General features: G+C 43.2%; 18 protein-coding genes and 1 tRNA gene. 9 read left to right on the top strand and 10 right to left on the bottom strand.

All coding sequences use genetic code 11. The features are described from left to right. The first annotated feature begins 122 nt into the window (after window positions 1-122). From HRU23_13610 to HRU23_13600, 3 genes are all read left to right on the top strand, one after another. On the top strand, window positions 123-503 hold the full coding sequence (locus HRU23_13610) for a hypothetical protein (protein NRA55174.1): 381 nt from the start codon (window positions 123-125) through the stop codon (window positions 501-503). A gap of 160 nt (window positions 504-663) precedes the next feature. Continuing rightward, window positions 664-801 (top strand): hypothetical protein, encoded by a 138-nt coding sequence (locus tag HRU23_13605; GenBank protein ID NRA55173.1) that lies wholly within the window; start codon window positions 664-666, stop codon window positions 799-801. Window positions 802-870: 69 nt separating this feature from the next. Further along, entirely contained in the window at window positions 871-1,068 is a 198-nt protein-coding gene (locus tag HRU23_13600) for a hypothetical protein (protein ID NRA55172.1), read from the top strand. Between the two features lie 70 nt (window positions 1,069-1,138). Here the strand turns inward: HRU23_13600 and HRU23_13595 are convergent. After that, window positions 1,139-1,223: transfer RNA gene (locus HRU23_13595), tRNA-Tyr, on the bottom strand. A 30-nt stretch (window positions 1,224-1,253) separates the two neighbouring features. On the opposite strand from HRU23_13595, the gene HRU23_13590 reads away from it, so the two are divergent. Further along, window positions 1,254-1,859 carry a hypothetical protein gene (locus HRU23_13590; GenBank protein NRA55171.1) on the top strand — a complete coding sequence of 202 codons (606 nt, stop codon included), beginning with the start codon at window positions 1,254-1,256 and terminating at the stop codon, window positions 1,857-1,859. Window positions 1,860-1,945: 86 nt separating this feature from the next. Here HRU23_13590 and HRU23_13585 read toward each other — a convergent pair whose 3' ends face one another. The 7 genes from HRU23_13585 to HRU23_13555 all read right to left on the bottom strand — a co-directional run bounded on the left by HRU23_13585 (window position 1,946) and on the right by HRU23_13555 (window position 7,521). After that, a complete protein-coding gene (locus HRU23_13585) occupies window positions 1,946-2,461 on the bottom strand; it encodes an SEC-C domain-containing protein (protein ID NRA55170.1) in 516 nt (171 codons plus the stop codon). 67 nt (window positions 2,462-2,528) lie between these two features. Next, the gene (locus tag HRU23_13580) at window positions 2,529-3,842 is read right to left on the bottom strand and encodes a deoxyguanosinetriphosphate triphosphohydrolase family protein (GenBank protein ID NRA55169.1); all 1,314 of its coding nucleotides are present in this window, start codon (window positions 3,840-3,842) and stop codon (window positions 2,529-2,531) included. 295 nt (window positions 3,843-4,137) lie between these two features. Next, the gene (locus tag HRU23_13575; GenBank protein ID NRA55168.1) at window positions 4,138-5,343 is read right to left on the bottom strand and encodes a pyridoxal phosphate-dependent aminotransferase; all 1,206 of its coding nucleotides are present in this window, start codon (window positions 5,341-5,343) and stop codon (window positions 4,138-4,140) included. A 174-nt stretch (window positions 5,344-5,517) separates the two neighbouring features. After that, entirely contained in the window at window positions 5,518-6,042 is a 525-nt protein-coding gene (fldA, locus tag HRU23_13570; GenBank protein NRA55167.1) for a flavodoxin FldA, read from the bottom strand. A gap of 8 nt (window positions 6,043-6,050) precedes the next feature. Beyond that, on the bottom strand, window positions 6,051-6,383 hold the full coding sequence (gene ybfE, locus HRU23_13565; protein NRA55166.1) for a LexA regulated protein: 333 nt from the start codon (window positions 6,381-6,383) through the stop codon (window positions 6,051-6,053). A 36-nt stretch (window positions 6,384-6,419) separates the two neighbouring features. After that, the gene (locus tag HRU23_13560; protein ID NRA55165.1) at window positions 6,420-6,632 is read right to left on the bottom strand and encodes a DUF2788 domain-containing protein; all 213 of its coding nucleotides are present in this window, start codon (window positions 6,630-6,632) and stop codon (window positions 6,420-6,422) included. Window positions 6,633-6,747: 115 nt separating this feature from the next. Beyond that, window positions 6,748-7,521, bottom strand: a complete 774-nt coding sequence (locus HRU23_13555) for an alpha/beta fold hydrolase (GenBank protein ID NRA55164.1) — start codon at window positions 7,519-7,521, stop codon at window positions 6,748-6,750. A 233-nt stretch (window positions 7,522-7,754) separates the two neighbouring features. Between HRU23_13555 and HRU23_13550 the strand changes: the two genes are divergently transcribed. Both HRU23_13550 and seqA read left to right on the top strand, forming a co-directional pair. Further along, window positions 7,755-9,452: an NAD-dependent malic enzyme gene (locus HRU23_13550; GenBank protein NRA55163.1), complete on the top strand. Its 1,698-nt coding sequence runs from the start codon at window positions 7,755-7,757 to the stop codon at window positions 9,450-9,452. 163 nt (window positions 9,453-9,615) lie between these two features. Then, window positions 9,616-10,266 carry a replication initiation negative regulator SeqA gene (gene seqA, locus HRU23_13545; protein ID NRA55162.1) on the top strand — a complete coding sequence of 217 codons (651 nt, stop codon included), beginning with the start codon at window positions 9,616-9,618 and terminating at the stop codon, window positions 10,264-10,266. Window positions 10,267-10,360: 94 nt separating this feature from the next. On the opposite strand, the gene fur is transcribed toward seqA, so the two are convergent. Then, window positions 10,361-10,783, bottom strand: a complete 423-nt coding sequence (gene fur, locus HRU23_13540; GenBank protein NRA55161.1) for a ferric iron uptake transcriptional regulator — start codon at window positions 10,781-10,783, stop codon at window positions 10,361-10,363. 136 nt (window positions 10,784-10,919) lie between these two features. Beyond that, the gene (gene bioA, locus HRU23_13535; protein NRA55160.1) at window positions 10,920-12,200 is read right to left on the bottom strand and encodes an adenosylmethionine--8-amino-7-oxononanoate transaminase; all 1,281 of its coding nucleotides are present in this window, start codon (window positions 12,198-12,200) and stop codon (window positions 10,920-10,922) included. A 105-nt stretch (window positions 12,201-12,305) separates the two neighbouring features. On the opposite strand from bioA, the gene bioB reads away from it, so the two are divergent. The 3 genes from bioB to bioC are packed head-to-tail and all read left to right on the top strand — an operon-like array spanning window position 12,306 to window position 15,393. Then, window positions 12,306-13,352 carry a biotin synthase BioB gene (bioB, locus tag HRU23_13530; GenBank protein ID NRA55159.1) on the top strand — a complete coding sequence of 349 codons (1,047 nt, stop codon included), beginning with the start codon at window positions 12,306-12,308 and terminating at the stop codon, window positions 13,350-13,352. Between the two features lie 17 nt (window positions 13,353-13,369). Beyond that, the gene (locus HRU23_13525; protein ID NRA55158.1) at window positions 13,370-14,533 is read left to right on the top strand and encodes an 8-amino-7-oxononanoate synthase; all 1,164 of its coding nucleotides are present in this window, start codon (window positions 13,370-13,372) and stop codon (window positions 14,531-14,533) included. A 2-nt stretch (window positions 14,534-14,535) separates the two neighbouring features. Beyond that, window positions 14,536-15,393 carry a malonyl-ACP O-methyltransferase BioC gene (bioC, locus tag HRU23_13520; protein ID NRA55157.1) on the top strand — a complete coding sequence of 286 codons (858 nt, stop codon included), beginning with the start codon at window positions 14,536-14,538 and terminating at the stop codon, window positions 15,391-15,393.

Below are 15,393 nucleotides of genomic sequence, written 5' to 3'. Positions count from 1 at the left end.
TTATATCAATTATCGCGTGTTTGAACATCATTACGACAATCAAACATTACTGTATAAAAAATTAAAAAAATGATCTTGGCAATGGTTTTAACTATAAGTTGATTGGCTTGCCCATTGTTAATATGCGCAGTAATAAACATCAGGCGTTAATATATGGCTCCGCCGTCTCTTTTGCAGAAGTTTTTATTGATAATGACACGGTCACCCGTGTCATTTATGTTGGCAATGCTGATGTTGTTCAAGAACGACGGGTAAAAGCACAATATCCAGATCGGCAGTTAAAAGTCGTTAGCAAGGTCGCCGCCGCTAAACTGATTAAACAGGAAAAAAAGCAATTAGAAAACAGCTGCCAAACTACGATTTCCGTTAATATTAATTGGAAGGAATTTAAACAGAATGGTTTGAGAACAACTCCTGCTAAACTCGCCGCTTATCTCAAGGCTTTAGAAAAAGTTTGTCTATTAGATGCCGACTACTTAGAAGCTGTTAAAGACATAAAATAAATACAAGTCACTATTTCAGACAATATGGAGCAGCACCAGGTTGTGTTAGAAAATGAGACCCTATTGATCGCTATTGGCGACCAACTTGCCAGAACGTAGCGACCAAGCCATTTACGACTCTTTTTAATAAACTATAGCAAGGATACAAGATGAAAAAGCAATGCGTGCTGCTGACGAAAGTGTCGCGGCGCAACTGATAAAAGTGCATGCAAGTTGTGGCAATGACAAGCTGGCCGTTGCCTTTGTATGGGATGATTATAAAGCGATGATTAAAGCGAACAAAGCAACGATAAAATAAGAGCGTTATAAGAAGCAGTGGGTCATTTCTCAAGCCGGAGAGCGGGCTGTAGCATCACTTGAAGCAATGATGAAAATTTGCCAAGACGATGCCGATTACAAAGAAGAGATCGCGGCTGTTTCAAGTATTATGATTAAGCCAAAGGCAGAATTAAAAGACTACAATAGTGAGTTTAATTTAGATGATACGACAATTAACATTACTTTTGGTCATATGATGACTAGAAGAGCGTCTGATTTTGTTAATCTAGTTACGGAAATGTTTTAGATTTTAATTTTAAGGTTAGCGCTGATATAGCGTCGATGTAATTTGGAACAATAATGAGAATAGACTTGAGTGGTGGAGGGAGGTGGATTCGAACCACCGAAGGCTGAGCCGTCAGATTTACAGTCTGATCCCTTTGGCCACTCGGGAACCCCTCCATCTCAAGTGCGGCGAATAATAGAGGAGTTTTGGCCGCAGGTAAAGCGGTTTATTTAACTTTTTTTAATAAAGTTTTCATTCGGTTGGCCGATATATTAATTAACAGCAACTACCGTATTAATAATATGCAAATCGAGCGGATTTTATCCAACGAACTCCAGTTAGGGCAACAATTGAACAGCAGTGTGGTAAACGACCGCGCTAACTTTTCATTGCTATTAGCACTAATGTCGCAAGATGTTCAGGACCAAGCTCAATTTCATTTAGCCTCAAATACAACAATTGCTTCAACTGACGATCAACCGTCTTTAGCCGATAAATTTTCAGTGCCGTCACCACAACCACTCGTTTCAGATTTTGAGGGTGAAATACAGTCACTTGAATGCGGTCTGCTGGCCAAAGAACATGGTTTATTAGCGGCGCGCTTACGCCATTGTTTAGCGCCAGAACCACTCAGCTTCGAGTTGGATAAAAAACATGGCATCGCAGCCGATGTTTTTGATAGCCTTGACGTGATTACTGCGCAAAGATTTACCGGCGACTACCAAACACAACAATTTGAGCGTTTAATACCTGATGTAGTAATAGGGCAGCAGCAAAATTATGCCGCGGCGCTTAATCGAGTCTACAACTAATCACTTTGGCCAATCACATTAGATATGTTCACCTTAAATGTGGCTAGCTTCGCAATACATTAGTACAACAGAGCCAGTCACATTAGTTAACTATCACAACATTTCTTGAATTTCTTACCGCTACCACAAATACAGGCATCATTGCGTTTAGGCACAGTGCGCGGAACTTTAGGCGGCGTTGAACTGTGGTAATACCAAGCGTGAGTTTTTAGCATCGGCTGATCGCTAATCGCGGTTAACAGCGGATCGACAGGTTCTAAAGTAAAGTGTGACAGATCATGCAGGCATTGCACCTTGTCATTTTCTTTATACCAAGCGACAAACTCGACTTGTGCTGTGGTTGCCGTTTGACTGAAATTTATTACTTCTAGCGCTAACCACTGACAACTTTTAGCCCATTGCCCAATATCGACTTTAGAAATCGTGTCGCGAGTTGGTGGAGAATGAGTAGCGACTAAATAGTCAACCGCCAGTTTGGCAAAAGCACAATAACGGCTTTTCATTAATAGTTTGGCATCGCCAGCAAGGCGCGCACCGCTATGCAGGGGGTGACAGCAACTTATGTAGGGCACCAAAGAGCCACAGGGGCATTGTTGATTCATTTTTACTTTACCGTTTTACGAACTAGCTAATCTGATAGCCGCTATTATACGCACTAGCCCCACCAGATTAAAATAAGCTATGACCTTTTGGGGTAAACAGATTATGGTAAAGTTTGGCGGCAAATTCGTCGGTCATGCCTGAAATATAATCGGCGATAATTCGCATTTGCACCTGATCTTTTTTATCTTGAGCATTTTTCCAACGCTGCTTAGTATTATCAGGTAATAAGCGGTATGGATCAGAGGCGAAGGCTTCAAATAACTCCATCACAATTTGTTGGCCTTTATATTCCATCGCTTGAAATTCTGGTTTGTTAATCACGCGCTGCTGCACAAACTGCTTCAATATCTCGAGTACTTTGGCATAAGTTGGCTTTAATTTGGCATTATATCGCAGTAACGGCTGCTCAAATTGGGGTAATTCGGTTATTTCTATCGCGGTAATTAAAGCATTGACTAACTGACCAATTGCATCTTTACGTTTAAATTGCTCCGGGCCAAATAACTGCTTGGTAATGTCATGAATGTGCTGACTAATCCAGTTGTCGGCTAAGGAGTCAATTTGGCTGACCACATCTTGTTGCCACTGGTTAAGATTAACGGTCGCCATCACAATCGCATCTTCGAGATCATGCACCGAATAGGCAATATCATCAGCCAGCTCCATAATTGAACAGTCGAGCGATTTATGACAGCTGCTTAAGTGAATGCCAGCACCTGGCATTGTCTGGGTGAAAAGTTCGCGGTCGTGGGTGCTGAGTGGGGCTAATACCCAATCTAAATTTGAACTGTCGACATCGAATAGCGCCTTGGGTGGTAACCAGTTATGTGCTTTTAGTTGTCTGAAATTATTGATGTTTGTGTCATTGTATTGGCCTACAACTTGGTCGTGCAATACCGGGTATTTTAAGACTCCCAGTAAGGTACGGCGCGACAAATTCATGCCATGGTGTTCGGTATAAGGCTCCAGCCGCGTTAAAATCCGGAAAGTTTGACCATTGCCTTCAAAACCGCCGTGGTGGCGCATCATAAAATTAAGCGCTATTTCGCCACCATGGCCAAAAGCCGGATGACCAATGTCGTGTGCGAGGCCCAGCGCTTCAACGAGCATGTCGTCTTTCAATGCGGTGGCTAAGTGTGGATATTTTAATCGGAGTTGGGCGTTGATACCAGCGCCTATTTGCGCGACTTCGAGCGAATGGGTTAGTCGGGTCCGATAAAAATCACTTTGGCCAATGCCAACAACCTGAGTTTTTGCCTGCAAGCGTCGAAAGGCGGCGGAATGCAAAATTCGTGCGCGGTCACGTTGATAAATAGTGCGGTGATCTTGCTGGCGCAGCGTTGGCGCCGTAGATTTTCGCTGGTCCCAAATGGCTGATATATCGACGTTGGTCAATCGTAATGCTCCTAGCTATATAAGTTAATGCCCAAGCGATAGGCTATACCAATCCCATTAATTAAATGCTCACCTGTGCTTGTTTCAATTAATTTTCTCCACGCACAACAAGATCATATCTTTAATGCAATTGGTATAATGACAAATGTAGCAGGGTTTTTAAATGTAACTCAATAAATTTTAGATATTTTTTGAATATAGCTTGGCTGGGTACAAATACTTGATCAATAATTTCGCCCAGATTAAGTACTGGGCGAGAGATTGACTGATTTAGGGCGGATTATTGTGAATAATTATCCAGGAATCTACCAAAGCGCTCAATTGCATTGGTTAAATCATGGGCATGAGGCAAGGTAACTATTCTGACATGATCTGGTTCTGGCCAGTTAAAGGCCGTGCCGTGTACCAGTAAAATCTTTTCACTTTTAAGTAAATCGAACACTAACTTTTGATCGTCAACAATGTTGAATTTCTTGACGTCAAGTTTTGGGAACATGTACATCGCGCCTTTAGGCTTAACACAGCTAACCCCGTCTATTGCATTAAGTGCTTCCCATGCGGCATCGCGTTGCTCTAACAAGCGGCCACCAGGCAGAATAAGCTCATTAATGCTTTGATAACCCCCTAATGCTGTTTGAATCGCATGCTGACAAGGCACGTTGGCACACAACCGCATTGAGGCCAACATATTGAGGCCGCTGACGTAACTTTTTGCTTTATATTTGGCGCCTGAGACCACAAGCCAACCTGATCTAAAACCAGCAATCCGGTACGATTTTGACAGGCCATTAAAGGTTAATATTAATAAGTCATCGGCCAGCGATGCGGTATGAACATGTTGCGCTTCGTCATAAAGGATCTTGTCGTAAATTTCATCCGAAAAGACCACTAAGTTGTGTTCACGCGCAATGGCTAACAATTCTAGTAACAGTTCTTTGGAGTAGACCGCACCGGTCGGATTATTAGGGTTTATAATGACCAGCGCTTTAGTTTTGCTGCTAATTTTACTTTTGATGTCATCAATGTCGGGGAACCAATCAGCTTGTTCATCACAGCGATAATGCACCGCTTTGCCGCCAGCCAAATGAACTGAAGCGGTCCACAACGGATAATCAGGCGCAGGAATGAGTACTTCGTCGTCATTGTTTAACAAAGCCATAGTCGCAATTTGAATCAGCTCAGATACGCCGTTGCCAATAAAAATATCGTCAACATCAATGCCATGTATAATCTGCTGATAGTGATGAAACACCGCCTTTCTTGCTGAAAACAGCCCTTTTGACTCACAATAGCCTTGAGCCTGGGGTAAATTGTGAATTACATCGCGAACAATTTCGTCAGGAGCTTCAAAGCCAAACGGGGCAGGGTTGCCAATATTTAGCTTAAGAATACGGTGACCTTCTTCTTCAAGTCGTTGTGCTTCTTCATGTACCGGACCGCGAATGTCATAACAGACATTATCTAATTTGTTCGACTTGTTAATCACCTAAAAAACTCCACCCAAAATATATTTATTTAATCGTAGTTCAAGATACCGCATTGACTGTGATTTAGGAAGTTGTTGGTTAATAAAAAGTAAAAATGAGAGTAGGCGGGCATAAAAAAACCGCTGGTAAGTATTTACCAGCGGTTTAGAGTATTATTGAAAGCTAATGGCTGTTTAAGCAAGTTCGCTTAGGCACATCTCTTCTTTAATTTGATTAACCCAACCGGTAACACGCTCATCGGTTAGTTCAGGTTGGCGATCTTCATCAATGCCAAGTCCAACAAAGTGAGTATCGCTAACTAATGCTTTTGAGGCTTCAAACTCATAACTGGCGATTGGCCAGTGACCAACAATTATCGCGCCGCGAGGTTCGATAATGTCTTTTAAAGTACCCATCGCGTCAAGGAAGTACTCTGCGTAATCTTCTTGATCACCACAGCCGAAAATAGCGACTAATTTGTCGTTAAAATCGATTTTTTCTAGGTCTGGGAAAAAGTCATCCCAGTCACATTGCGCTTCACCGTAATACCAAGTTGGAATACCCAGTAATAATAAGTCAAATTCAGCAATTTCTTTAGTCGTTGCTTTGGCAATGTCATAAACATCAACTAGATTTTTGCCAAGTTGCTTTTGGATCATTTTTGCGACGGCTTCAGTATTACCAGTGTCGCTTCCAAAAAACATTCCTACGCTAGCCATAATTTTTCCTATTGTTCTGCGGGTGCTAGTTCAATTTCACTCAGTGACATCGGTTCGATGGCAATGTCCATCGCTCTGATTTGTGTCATAAGTATAGATTCAATGATTTGGCTACGGCTTAAATTGTGCTCCGCCGCCAAATGATTTAGTACATTAAATAACTCTGATTCAACTTTCAATTCAATCCGTTTTAACCCTTTAGCTTTATCGCGTTTGATTTGATTGCGCTTATTAATTAGCAATTGATCTTTACGTGATAAAGGGTTGGTTTTTGGGCGGCCACGGCTTTTTTGATCGGCGAATAGATCAATCGTTATTCTGTCGTTAGATGCTTTTGCCATAGTGCTACAATAATATAATAGATTAAGTGTAAATTGTTAGGTTGCAGTCCAAAAAAATTGGATCACGCCTTTCATTACAAAACCAAGACAACCAAATGTTAATACGGCCCACACGGTGACTTTTCCGAAAAAGGGGACATCCGCGGTATTAAGTACATCACGAATTGCCATACCAATAAGAAAAAACACGCCAGCAAAAAATAGATTTAAACCTACTGCTTCTAGCTGCTGAAATTCTTGCGGTGTCATTGTTGAGTTTTGCCTTGAAATAAGTGCTGCATTAAGTCAGTGCCGCGCAATATAGCATACCCGAGTATATCGCGCTATCGCTAGAGTCAACAAATGACTACAGATTGTAATTATTTCAATTATTATGATATTTTTCGATAAAATTTAACACTATTTTATTGAAAGCGCTCGGTTTTTCAGCATGTAACCAGTGACTGGTCCCTTGAATTATTTTTGCCGTTGCCGCGGGGAAATATTTCATGATTTCAGGACGATGTTCGGCAGTTATATAGTCCGAAAGCTCACCTTTAATAAACAGAGTTGGCCCTTGATATTGCCCTTTGCTCGGTAAGCTACCAATAATAGCTGGGTAAGCTTGCTCTATTGCGTCGAGGTTAAAGCGCCAACCAAAGCCGCTGGCTGTTTTTACTAAGTTTTTAAGTAAAAACAAACTGACTCCCGTTTCTATGCCTGCTTGCTCAAGGACTTGCTGCGCTTGTTTTCTATTTTTCAGGTTGATTAGGTCGACCGATTTTAAACCTTTAAAGACCAAGCCATGACGATTGCTGTAGCTGACAGGAGCGATGTCGGCAACCACTAATGCGGCTATTCTGTTTGAATAAGCGAGCGCCAGTTCCATGGCTACTTTGCCGCCCATCGAATGACCTACTACGCTCACTTGATCAAGCGATAGTGAGTCGAGCAACGCGATAACATCGCTCGCCATTGAGCTGTAGTTCGTCTCGGATTGATGTTTAGATAAACCGTGATTAACCAGATCAACGCTGATTACCTGAAAACTCTGGCTAAGATAACGGGCGAGTGCGCCTAAGTTATCAAGGGCGCCAAACAGACCATGAATAAGAACGACTGGCTCGCCATTCCCCTCAATTTTATAATTTAATAACATCAACAACTGTCGTCGTGGGTAAAGTAGCAACAAGTGTGACCGCAGCTTAGTTAAAAATCAAATATAATAATCGCAACCTCTAGCATATTTAGTGTTAACTTAGTAAAGGTTTTTACTAATATAAATGGACTATCCGCTTAATATTAGTAACAATGACTATATAAAAAAACTATACCCAATATTAATACAATTAATTTAAGCCGATCGCAATTGCCACCAACAGGAACCCCTTCATGCCAACAAAGCCCGCTAAAAAGTCACCTTTATATATCCCTCATGCAGGTCATGCATTACTAGACACCTCATTATTAAACAAAGGGAGCGCATTTAGTGTTGATGAACGAAAATCTTTTAACTTAACGGGTTTATTACCACCGTTAATTGAAACGATTGAAGAGCAGGTTGAACGTTCTTATTGCCAGTACAGTGCTTTTAATACTGCATTAGAGAAGCACATTTATTTACGTCGCATGCAAGATATGAACGAAACACTTTATTACCGTCTTATTAACGATCACCTCGAAGAAATGATGCCAATCATTTACACCCCAACGGTGGGCGAAGCTTGTGAGCGTTTCAGCGATATTTATCGTTGTGCTCGTGGTCTGTTTATTACTTATGAACAACGTGATCAAATTGACGATATTTTACATAATGCGATCAAAGGCAATGTAAAGGTAATCGTAGTAACCGACGGTGAACGTATTTTAGGTTTAGGCGATCAAGGCATGGGTGGCATGGGCATTCCGATTGGTAAGTTATCACTTTATACCGCTTGTGGTGGTATTAGTCCTGCTTATACGTTGCCAGTGATGTTAGATGTTGGCACCAACAATGAAGAATTGATCAATAACCCAATGTACATGGGCGTACGTAAGCCAAGAATTAATGACGAAGAATACTTTGAATTTGTCGACATGTTTATTCAAGCCGTAAAGCGTCGCTACCCTAACGTGTTATTACAATTTGAAGATTTTGCTCAGCCTAAGGCGATGCCGTTATTAGAACGTTACCGTGACCAGTTATGTTGTTTTAATGATGACATTCAAGGCACAGCATCGGTTACAGTGGGCTCGTTAATGGCAGCTTGTCGCTCGAACAGCGAGAAATTATCACAGCAAGTTGTTGCTTTTGTTGGTGCGGGCTCAGCAGGTTGTGGCATCGCCGAACAAATCATTAAGCAAATGGTGAGTGAAGGCATTAGTGAAGAGCAAGCACGCCGTCAAGTATTTATGGTTGATCGTTTTGGTTTGTTAACCAATGGCATGGAAGGCTTGCGTGATTTCCAGCAACGACTAAGTCAACCGCCGCAAGTTATTGCACAGTGGAATACTGCGGGCGAGTACGCGAGCTTGCTTGAGGTGATGTTAAACGCCAAACCAACTATTTTAATTGGTGTATCGGGTCAACCTGGTCTATTTACTGAACAAGTCATCAAAGCAATGTACCAAGGCTGCGAGCGACCAGTTATCTTCCCATTGAGCAATCCGTCAAAGCAAGTTGAGGCAACGCCACAGCAATTGATTGAGTGGACCGACGGTCAAGCGCTTATTGCGACTGGCAGCCCATTTGATCCTGTTGAATATAAGGGTAAAACCTATGTGACGCCGCAATGTAACAATAGCTATATTTTCCCTGGACTTGGTTTAGGTATTATCGCTTGTGGTGCTAAGCGCGTAACGGATGAAATGTTAATGGCAACCAGTTTATGTTTGGCTAATGCCTCTCCACTGGCCAATACTGGCGAAGGAAGTTTGTTACCCCCTTTAACTGAAATTGCCAATTTAAGTAAAGTGATGGCTTTCGATGTCGCAAAAATAGCGATGGCGCAGGGCTATGCTTTGCAAATCAGTGATGAAAAACTGCGTGAAAAAATTAAGAAAAACTTCTGGTTACCGCAATATCGAGACTATCGTCGCGTTTCAATTTAATCGTGGAGCTTTTGATGCCAATCTGTATAATCCCATTATTACAAATTGGCATCAATTACTGAACACACTAGGTTATACCAATTATTCAAACCAAATGAACTATTTGGCGTGATAGTCTGTCTTGATAGTTAGGCTTGGTATGAAGATAATCTAAGGGAATTAAATGAAATTTATTGAAGTTGAAGATGACTTGTATCGTTATATTGCGAGCCAGACCGAATCTATCGGTGAAAGTGCATCAGCAATTTTACGGCGTTTACTTGGATTGCCTCCGGTCGGTGAAATTAAACTAGAATCGGCACTTAATGCCAACGTTGCTAAAGCATCAACCATAATGACTGCCAATATAGTGGCTGAAAATATTGTGGCATCAAAAAAAATGGTCGCGAGCATGATTGCCTCGCCAGTTGTAGCGGCGATTAAAGATCAATTATCTGAGGTGAAACAAGAATTAACCCAGGAATCTGCAGTCGTTAGCGCTGATTTTTCTGATTTAGTTCAGCATTCACAAGTGCAAGAGCAGAAAGCCTCTATCGGGCGATTTTTAATGATCTTGAGCTTGTTATACGGTCAACAACCGCAACAATTTGCCAATGTGCTGAAGGTTAGTGGACGAGACAGAGTGTACTTTGCTAAAGATCAGCAGACACTATTAGCCAGTGGTGCTAGCTCTAAGCCGAAACAAATCGCTAATACCCCTTATTGGGTGGTCACCAATTCCAATAATGGCATGAAATGTCGCATTCTAAAGAAAGCCTTGTTAGCGATGGCTTGTCCGAATGATATCGCCGACCAGATAATTGAACAAATCTAATGTATACATAGCTATTAGCTAAAGTTACTTATCTATAGTTAATAAAAAAGGTCGCCTCGGCGACCTTTTTCTATTGCAGCCTAAAAGTTAGACCTTAGTGCTTACACACACCATCTTCAGGCTCACCATATAGGTAAAGACTGTGGTTGGTTAGTTTAATACCATTAGCTTCGGCGATTTCGCGTTGGCGTGTTTCAATCATTTCGTCATGAAACTCAATCACTTTGCCACAGTTTAAACAAACTAGATGGTCATGGTGATGCTTTGAACTTAGTTCAAATACCGACTTGCCACTGTCGAAATGATGGCGTGAAACAATGCCAGCATCATCAAACTGGTTCAGAACTCGATATACCGTGGCTAAACCAATTTCTTCGTCTTTTTCTAATAAGATCTTGTAGAGCTCTTCGGCGCTAATATGTTGGTTTTGTGGCAACTGTAAAATCTCTAAAATTTTAATGCGCGGTAAAGTAACTTTTAAGCCCGCTTTTCTCAGTGCTAGGTTTTCATCGGTCATTATTGTCTCATATTTCACTATAGTATTTATCAGATTATCATAACAGGCTAGCTTCAATAATTCATTATAAATGCGCCAAATTTAACAGATCTTAATGTATTGTTAATTTGGCTGAGTTTGCAAGAGCGAATAACCCCTACGGTAGCTCAGTTATCGCGCCATATACTGCACGCGTTAGCTGGCTCAATTGGGCTTGGCTGATAATATAAGGCGGCATCAAATAAATGAGCTTGCCAAAGGGTCTAATCCACACGCCTTGCTCGACAAAATATTGCTGAATAGCCACCATGTCGACCGCGCAGTTTAATTCGACGACGCCAATCGCGCCTAATACCCTAACGTCAACAACACTAGGTAGCGTCAAACAGGCTGCTAATTCACTTGTTAATTGTTGCTCAATCGCAGCGACTTGGTGCTGCCAGTTATTTTCATTAATGATGGTAAGACTCTCTGCGGCTACCGCGCAGGCTAATGGATTAGCCATAAAGGTCGGACCATGCATGAAAACACCAGCCTTGGTGCGACAAATTTCTTCACCAATGGCTTGGCTAGTTAGGGTTGCCGCCAATGTCATATAACCGCCAGTAATCGCCTTGCCTAAACAAAGAATATCCGGAGTGATGTCAGCGTGCTCATAGCCAAATAACTTTCCGGTGCGGCCAAAGCCTGTCGCTATTTCATCGCAAATGAGCAACACATCGTATTGATCACATAACCGGCGAACTGCTTTAAGATAATTCGGGTGATAAATTCGCATGCCGCCGGCACCTTGCACTATCGGTTCAATAATCATTGCTGCAATAGTGTGGTGGTGTGCTTCAAATAACTCGATTAAGGAATCGAGATCAGATTCTAACCACGGGCCGTCAAATCGGCTTTGCGGCGCAGCGGCAAATAACTGCTTGGTTAAAACGCCACTAAATAATTCATGCATGCCGTTAACGGGATCGCAGACCGACATCGCGGCAAACGTATCACCGTGATAGCCATTTTCAACGGTCAATAAGCGATATTTGCTTTGCTGACCTTTAGCAACCCAGTACTGCAGCGCCATTTTTATGGCAACTTCGACCGCAACCGAGCCTGAGTCAGCCAGAAAAACCCGATCTAACGATGGTGCGGTCATCGCCACTAATTGACGGCACAAAGCAATAGCGCTTGGGTGAGTAATACCCCCGAACATCACATGGGACATTTGATCGATTTGATCTTTGGCAGCCTGATTAAGCCGAGCATTGTTATAACCATGGATCGCGGCCCACCAACTGCTCATGCCATCAATTAACTGACGTCCATCATTTAAGGTCAGCTCGACGCCTTGGGCGCTAACGACCGGATAACAGGGCAGTGGATCGAGTAATGAAGTGTAGGGATGCCAGATGTGATCACGATCAAATTGTAAATCGGCTTTAGTGATGGTCAAAATTTCTCCAGATGTTGACTAGGTGGGGTTAACTTGGTTGACAGCTTACCTGAACAGGGTATCCTAGCCAACAATTTAAATATAATAATAGAGTAAGCAATGAGCGCATCTGAAATCCGTCATAACTGGACTTTAAGCGAAGTCGAACAAATATTTAATCAGCCATTTAATGATCTGATGTTTCAGGCACAAAGCGTTCATCGCCAACACTTTAAACCCAACGAAGTGCAAGTCTCTACGTTGTTATCAATTAAAACCGGTGCCTGCCCAGAAGATTGCAAATATTGCCCGCAATCGGCGCGTAATAAAACCGGCCTAGTAAAAGAGCAATTGCTGGAAGTTGAAAAAGTAATAAAAGCGGCAGAGCAAGCACGAACAGCCGGTTCAACCCGTTTTTGCATGGGCGCGGCGTGGAGCAATCCAAAAGACCGAGATATGCCACTGGTACTAGACATGGTGCGTAAAGTGCGTGGTATGGGCATGGAAACCTGCATGACCTTGGGCATGTTAACGGCCGCTCAAGCCCAACAGCTAAGTGATGCCGGTCTTGATTACTACAATCATAACCTTGATACCTCACCTGAATTCTACGATCAAATCATCACTACCCGTACTTATCAAGACCGGTTAAATACCCTTGATTACGTGCGAGGTGCCGGCATGAAAGTGTGCAGTGGTGGCATTGTCGGCATGGGCGAGAAAGCGCAAGATCGTTACGGCTTACTGCGTGCCTTGGCCAACCTTGAAAGTCACCCCGACAGTGTGCCAATTAACATGTTGGTTAAAGTGAAAGGCACGCCACTGGAAAATGTTGATGACCTTGATGATTTTCAATTTATTCGTACGATTGCAACGGCGCGGATCATGATGCCAAAATCGCATGTTCGTTTGTCGGCTGGGCGAGAAAAAATGAACGAGCAAATGCAAGCCATGTGTTTCTTGGCCGGTGCTAACTCGATTTTCTATGGCTGTAAATTACTCACAACCAGCAACCCTGAAGAATCTAGTGATGTTCAGTTATTCAAAAAGTTAGGTATAAATACCGAACGTGGTCGTCAATATTCTGATGAAGCATTTGAAGCCTCTATTCTTGATGCCGTTAAAATCGGCAGTCAAGATCAGATGTTTTACGACGCTACTACTTAATACTCGGTTGATAGTTAATGGCCTTTCAACGGTTAGCCACGCGACTGGCACAACAACAGGATAATCATGGTTACCGTCAGCGCCGCGCAGTGGCTGGCGGTAACCAGCGATTATTAAGTCATCAGCAGCAAAGTTACCTTAATTTTTCCAGTAATGATTATCTCGGCTTGGCGTGCGCTGGCGAGGTCAAATTGGCCGCGGTTAAAGCCGTCAATCAATATGGCGCAGGCTGTGGCGGATCACCGTTGGTGACAGGTCACAGCACGCTGCATCAATACCTTGAAGATTTGCTTAAAGACTTAACTGGTCAAGCGGCCGTGATGCTTTATACCTCTGGTTTTGCGGCCAATAGTGGGGTGATCGAAACTCTGCTCAGTAAAGATGATTACCTGGTGCAAGACAAGCTAAATCATGCCTCATTAATGGATGCGGGTGTGCGCAGCGCCGCCAAAATGAATCGCTTTGTTCATAATGATTTAAGCAGCCTCAACCAGCAATTAAGCAGCCGTCATGCGTTAGCTGCAACCGATCGCTTAGTGGTCACCGAGGGCATTTTTTCGATGGATGGTGACAGCGCGCCGTTGGCCGAAATTTCCGAGCAATGTCAGCGCCACCAATCATGGCTGATGGTCGATGATGCTCATGGTTTTGGCATCTACGGCGATGGTGCTGGCAGTTGCGCTGAAGCAGGAGTTTCGCCGGACATTTTAATGGCTACTTTTGGCAAAGCGATCGGCACCTCGGGTGCATTTGTCGCTGCCGACAGTGACGTTATCGATTACTTAGTCAATTTTTGCCGCCACTATATTTATTCAACTTCGTTATCCCCAATGGTGGTTGGCGCAACTATCGCGAGCATTAAACTGTCTCAGCAACCGTGGCGCCGGCTTAAACTTGAAGAAAATATAGATTATTTTCGCCAACAAGCATCTTTGCTTGGCTTAGCACTAATGCCGACGACCAGTGCTATTCAGCCGATTATCATTGGTGATAGTGCCCGGGCGATGGCTATTGCGATGCGCCTGCGTGAGCAAGGCATTTGGTTAACCGCCATTAGACCACCGACCGTTGCTATGGGCAGTGCACGTTTACGCATTACCTTATCTACTGAGCATCAACGAAGCGACATTGACATTTTATTACAAACGTTAGCCCAAGCACTTGAGCTGACCGAGCAGTGAGTATGAGCACAGAAATTAATTCGACCTTAACCCTGACACCAAGCGCTAGCCCAAGCAGAAACTCGGGTCATGTATTAACCGCAGCACCAGCAGCGAGCATTAACAAACAATCGATTGCTCAATCTTTTGGCGCCAGTGCCGCAAGCTATCATAGTGGCGCGGCGTTGCAACGCAATGTGGGCAATAACTTACTTGAACTTATGCTGGGGCAACCGCCACGGTTGCTCGATCTTGGCACCGGACCTGGCCATTTTAGCCGCGCACTCGCACAACGTTGTCAGCATTTGATTGGCATTGATATTGCGCCGCAGATGTTAAGTTTTGCCCGTGATACAAACCCGAGCCTTGATATAAGCTGGTTAGCGGGAGATGTCGAGCAGCTGCCGTTGGCCAATAACAGTGTTGATGGCATATTTAGCAGTCTGATGTTGCAATGGGTTCACGATTTGGCGCAGGCATTTAGTGAAAGCCAACGGGTGTTAAAACCGGGCGGGCGACTGGTGATGTCAACATTGGTTGATGGCACCTTGGCCGAATTGGCTGACGCTTGGGCTCAAGTCGATCAATTTCAACATGTTAATCGTTTTATGCCCAGTGCTCAATTATCACAAACTATCGCGGCATCTGGTTTCAAACTGGTGAGTTTTGAGGTGCAGCCAACGGTGGTGTGGTATGACGATGTCATCAGCTTAATGCGCGATTTAAAAGCGATTGGCGCTAACCAAACCGCGAGCAAACAACGTGGGTTAATGGGCAAGCAGCAGTTGCGCTTACTGAAAGACAGTTATGAAAAATATCGGGTAGCTGGTCAACTGCCCGCGACTTATCAAGTCGTTTATGCCGTATTGGAAAAATCTTAA

The sequence above is a fragment of the Gammaproteobacteria bacterium genome, assembly GCA_013214945.1.
In the GTDB taxonomy this organism is placed as follows: Bacteria; Pseudomonadota; Gammaproteobacteria; order Enterobacterales; family Psychrobiaceae; genus Psychrobium.
Note: the sequence above shows the minus strand (reverse complement) of the source record. Positions and strands in the feature narration are given on the sequence as shown.

Bases quoted from the DNA above. Each gene is read 5' to 3' on its own strand.
- HRU23_13610 (NRA55174.1), top strand. From the start codon at position 123: ATGCGCAGTAATAAACATCAGGCGTTAATATATGGCTCCGCCGTCTCT.
- HRU23_13605 (NRA55173.1), top strand. From the start codon at position 664: ATGCGTGCTGCTGACGAAAGTGTCGCGGCGCAACTGATAAAAGTGCAT.
- HRU23_13600 (NRA55172.1), top strand. From the start codon at position 871: ATGAAAATTTGCCAAGACGATGCCGATTACAAAGAAGAGATCGCGGCT.
- HRU23_13585 (NRA55170.1), bottom strand. From the start codon at position 2,461: ATGAATCAACAATGCCCCTGTGGCTCTTTGGTGCCCTACATAAGTTGC.
- fldA (NRA55167.1), bottom strand. From the start codon at position 6,042: ATGGCTAGCGTAGGAATGTTTTTTGGAAGCGACACTGGTAATACTGAA.
- ybfE (NRA55166.1), bottom strand. From the start codon at position 6,383: ATGGCAAAAGCATCTAACGACAGAATAACGATTGATCTATTCGCCGAT.
- HRU23_13560 (NRA55165.1), bottom strand. From the start codon at position 6,632: ATGACACCGCAAGAATTTCAGCAGCTAGAAGCAGTAGGTTTAAATCTA.
- HRU23_13555 (NRA55164.1), bottom strand. From the start codon at position 7,521: ATGTTATTAAATTATAAAATTGAGGGGAATGGCGAGCCAGTCGTTCTT.
- HRU23_13550 (NRA55163.1), top strand. From the start codon at position 7,755: ATGCCAACAAAGCCCGCTAAAAAGTCACCTTTATATATCCCTCATGCA.
- seqA (NRA55162.1), top strand. From the start codon at position 9,616: ATGAAATTTATTGAAGTTGAAGATGACTTGTATCGTTATATTGCGAGC.
- fur (NRA55161.1), bottom strand. From the start codon at position 10,783: ATGACCGATGAAAACCTAGCACTGAGAAAAGCGGGCTTAAAAGTTACT.
- bioB (NRA55159.1), top strand. From the start codon at position 12,306: ATGAGCGCATCTGAAATCCGTCATAACTGGACTTTAAGCGAAGTCGAA.
- HRU23_13525 (NRA55158.1), top strand. From the start codon at position 13,370: ATGGCCTTTCAACGGTTAGCCACGCGACTGGCACAACAACAGGATAAT.
- bioC (NRA55157.1), top strand. From the start codon at position 14,536: ATGAGCACAGAAATTAATTCGACCTTAACCCTGACACCAAGCGCTAGC.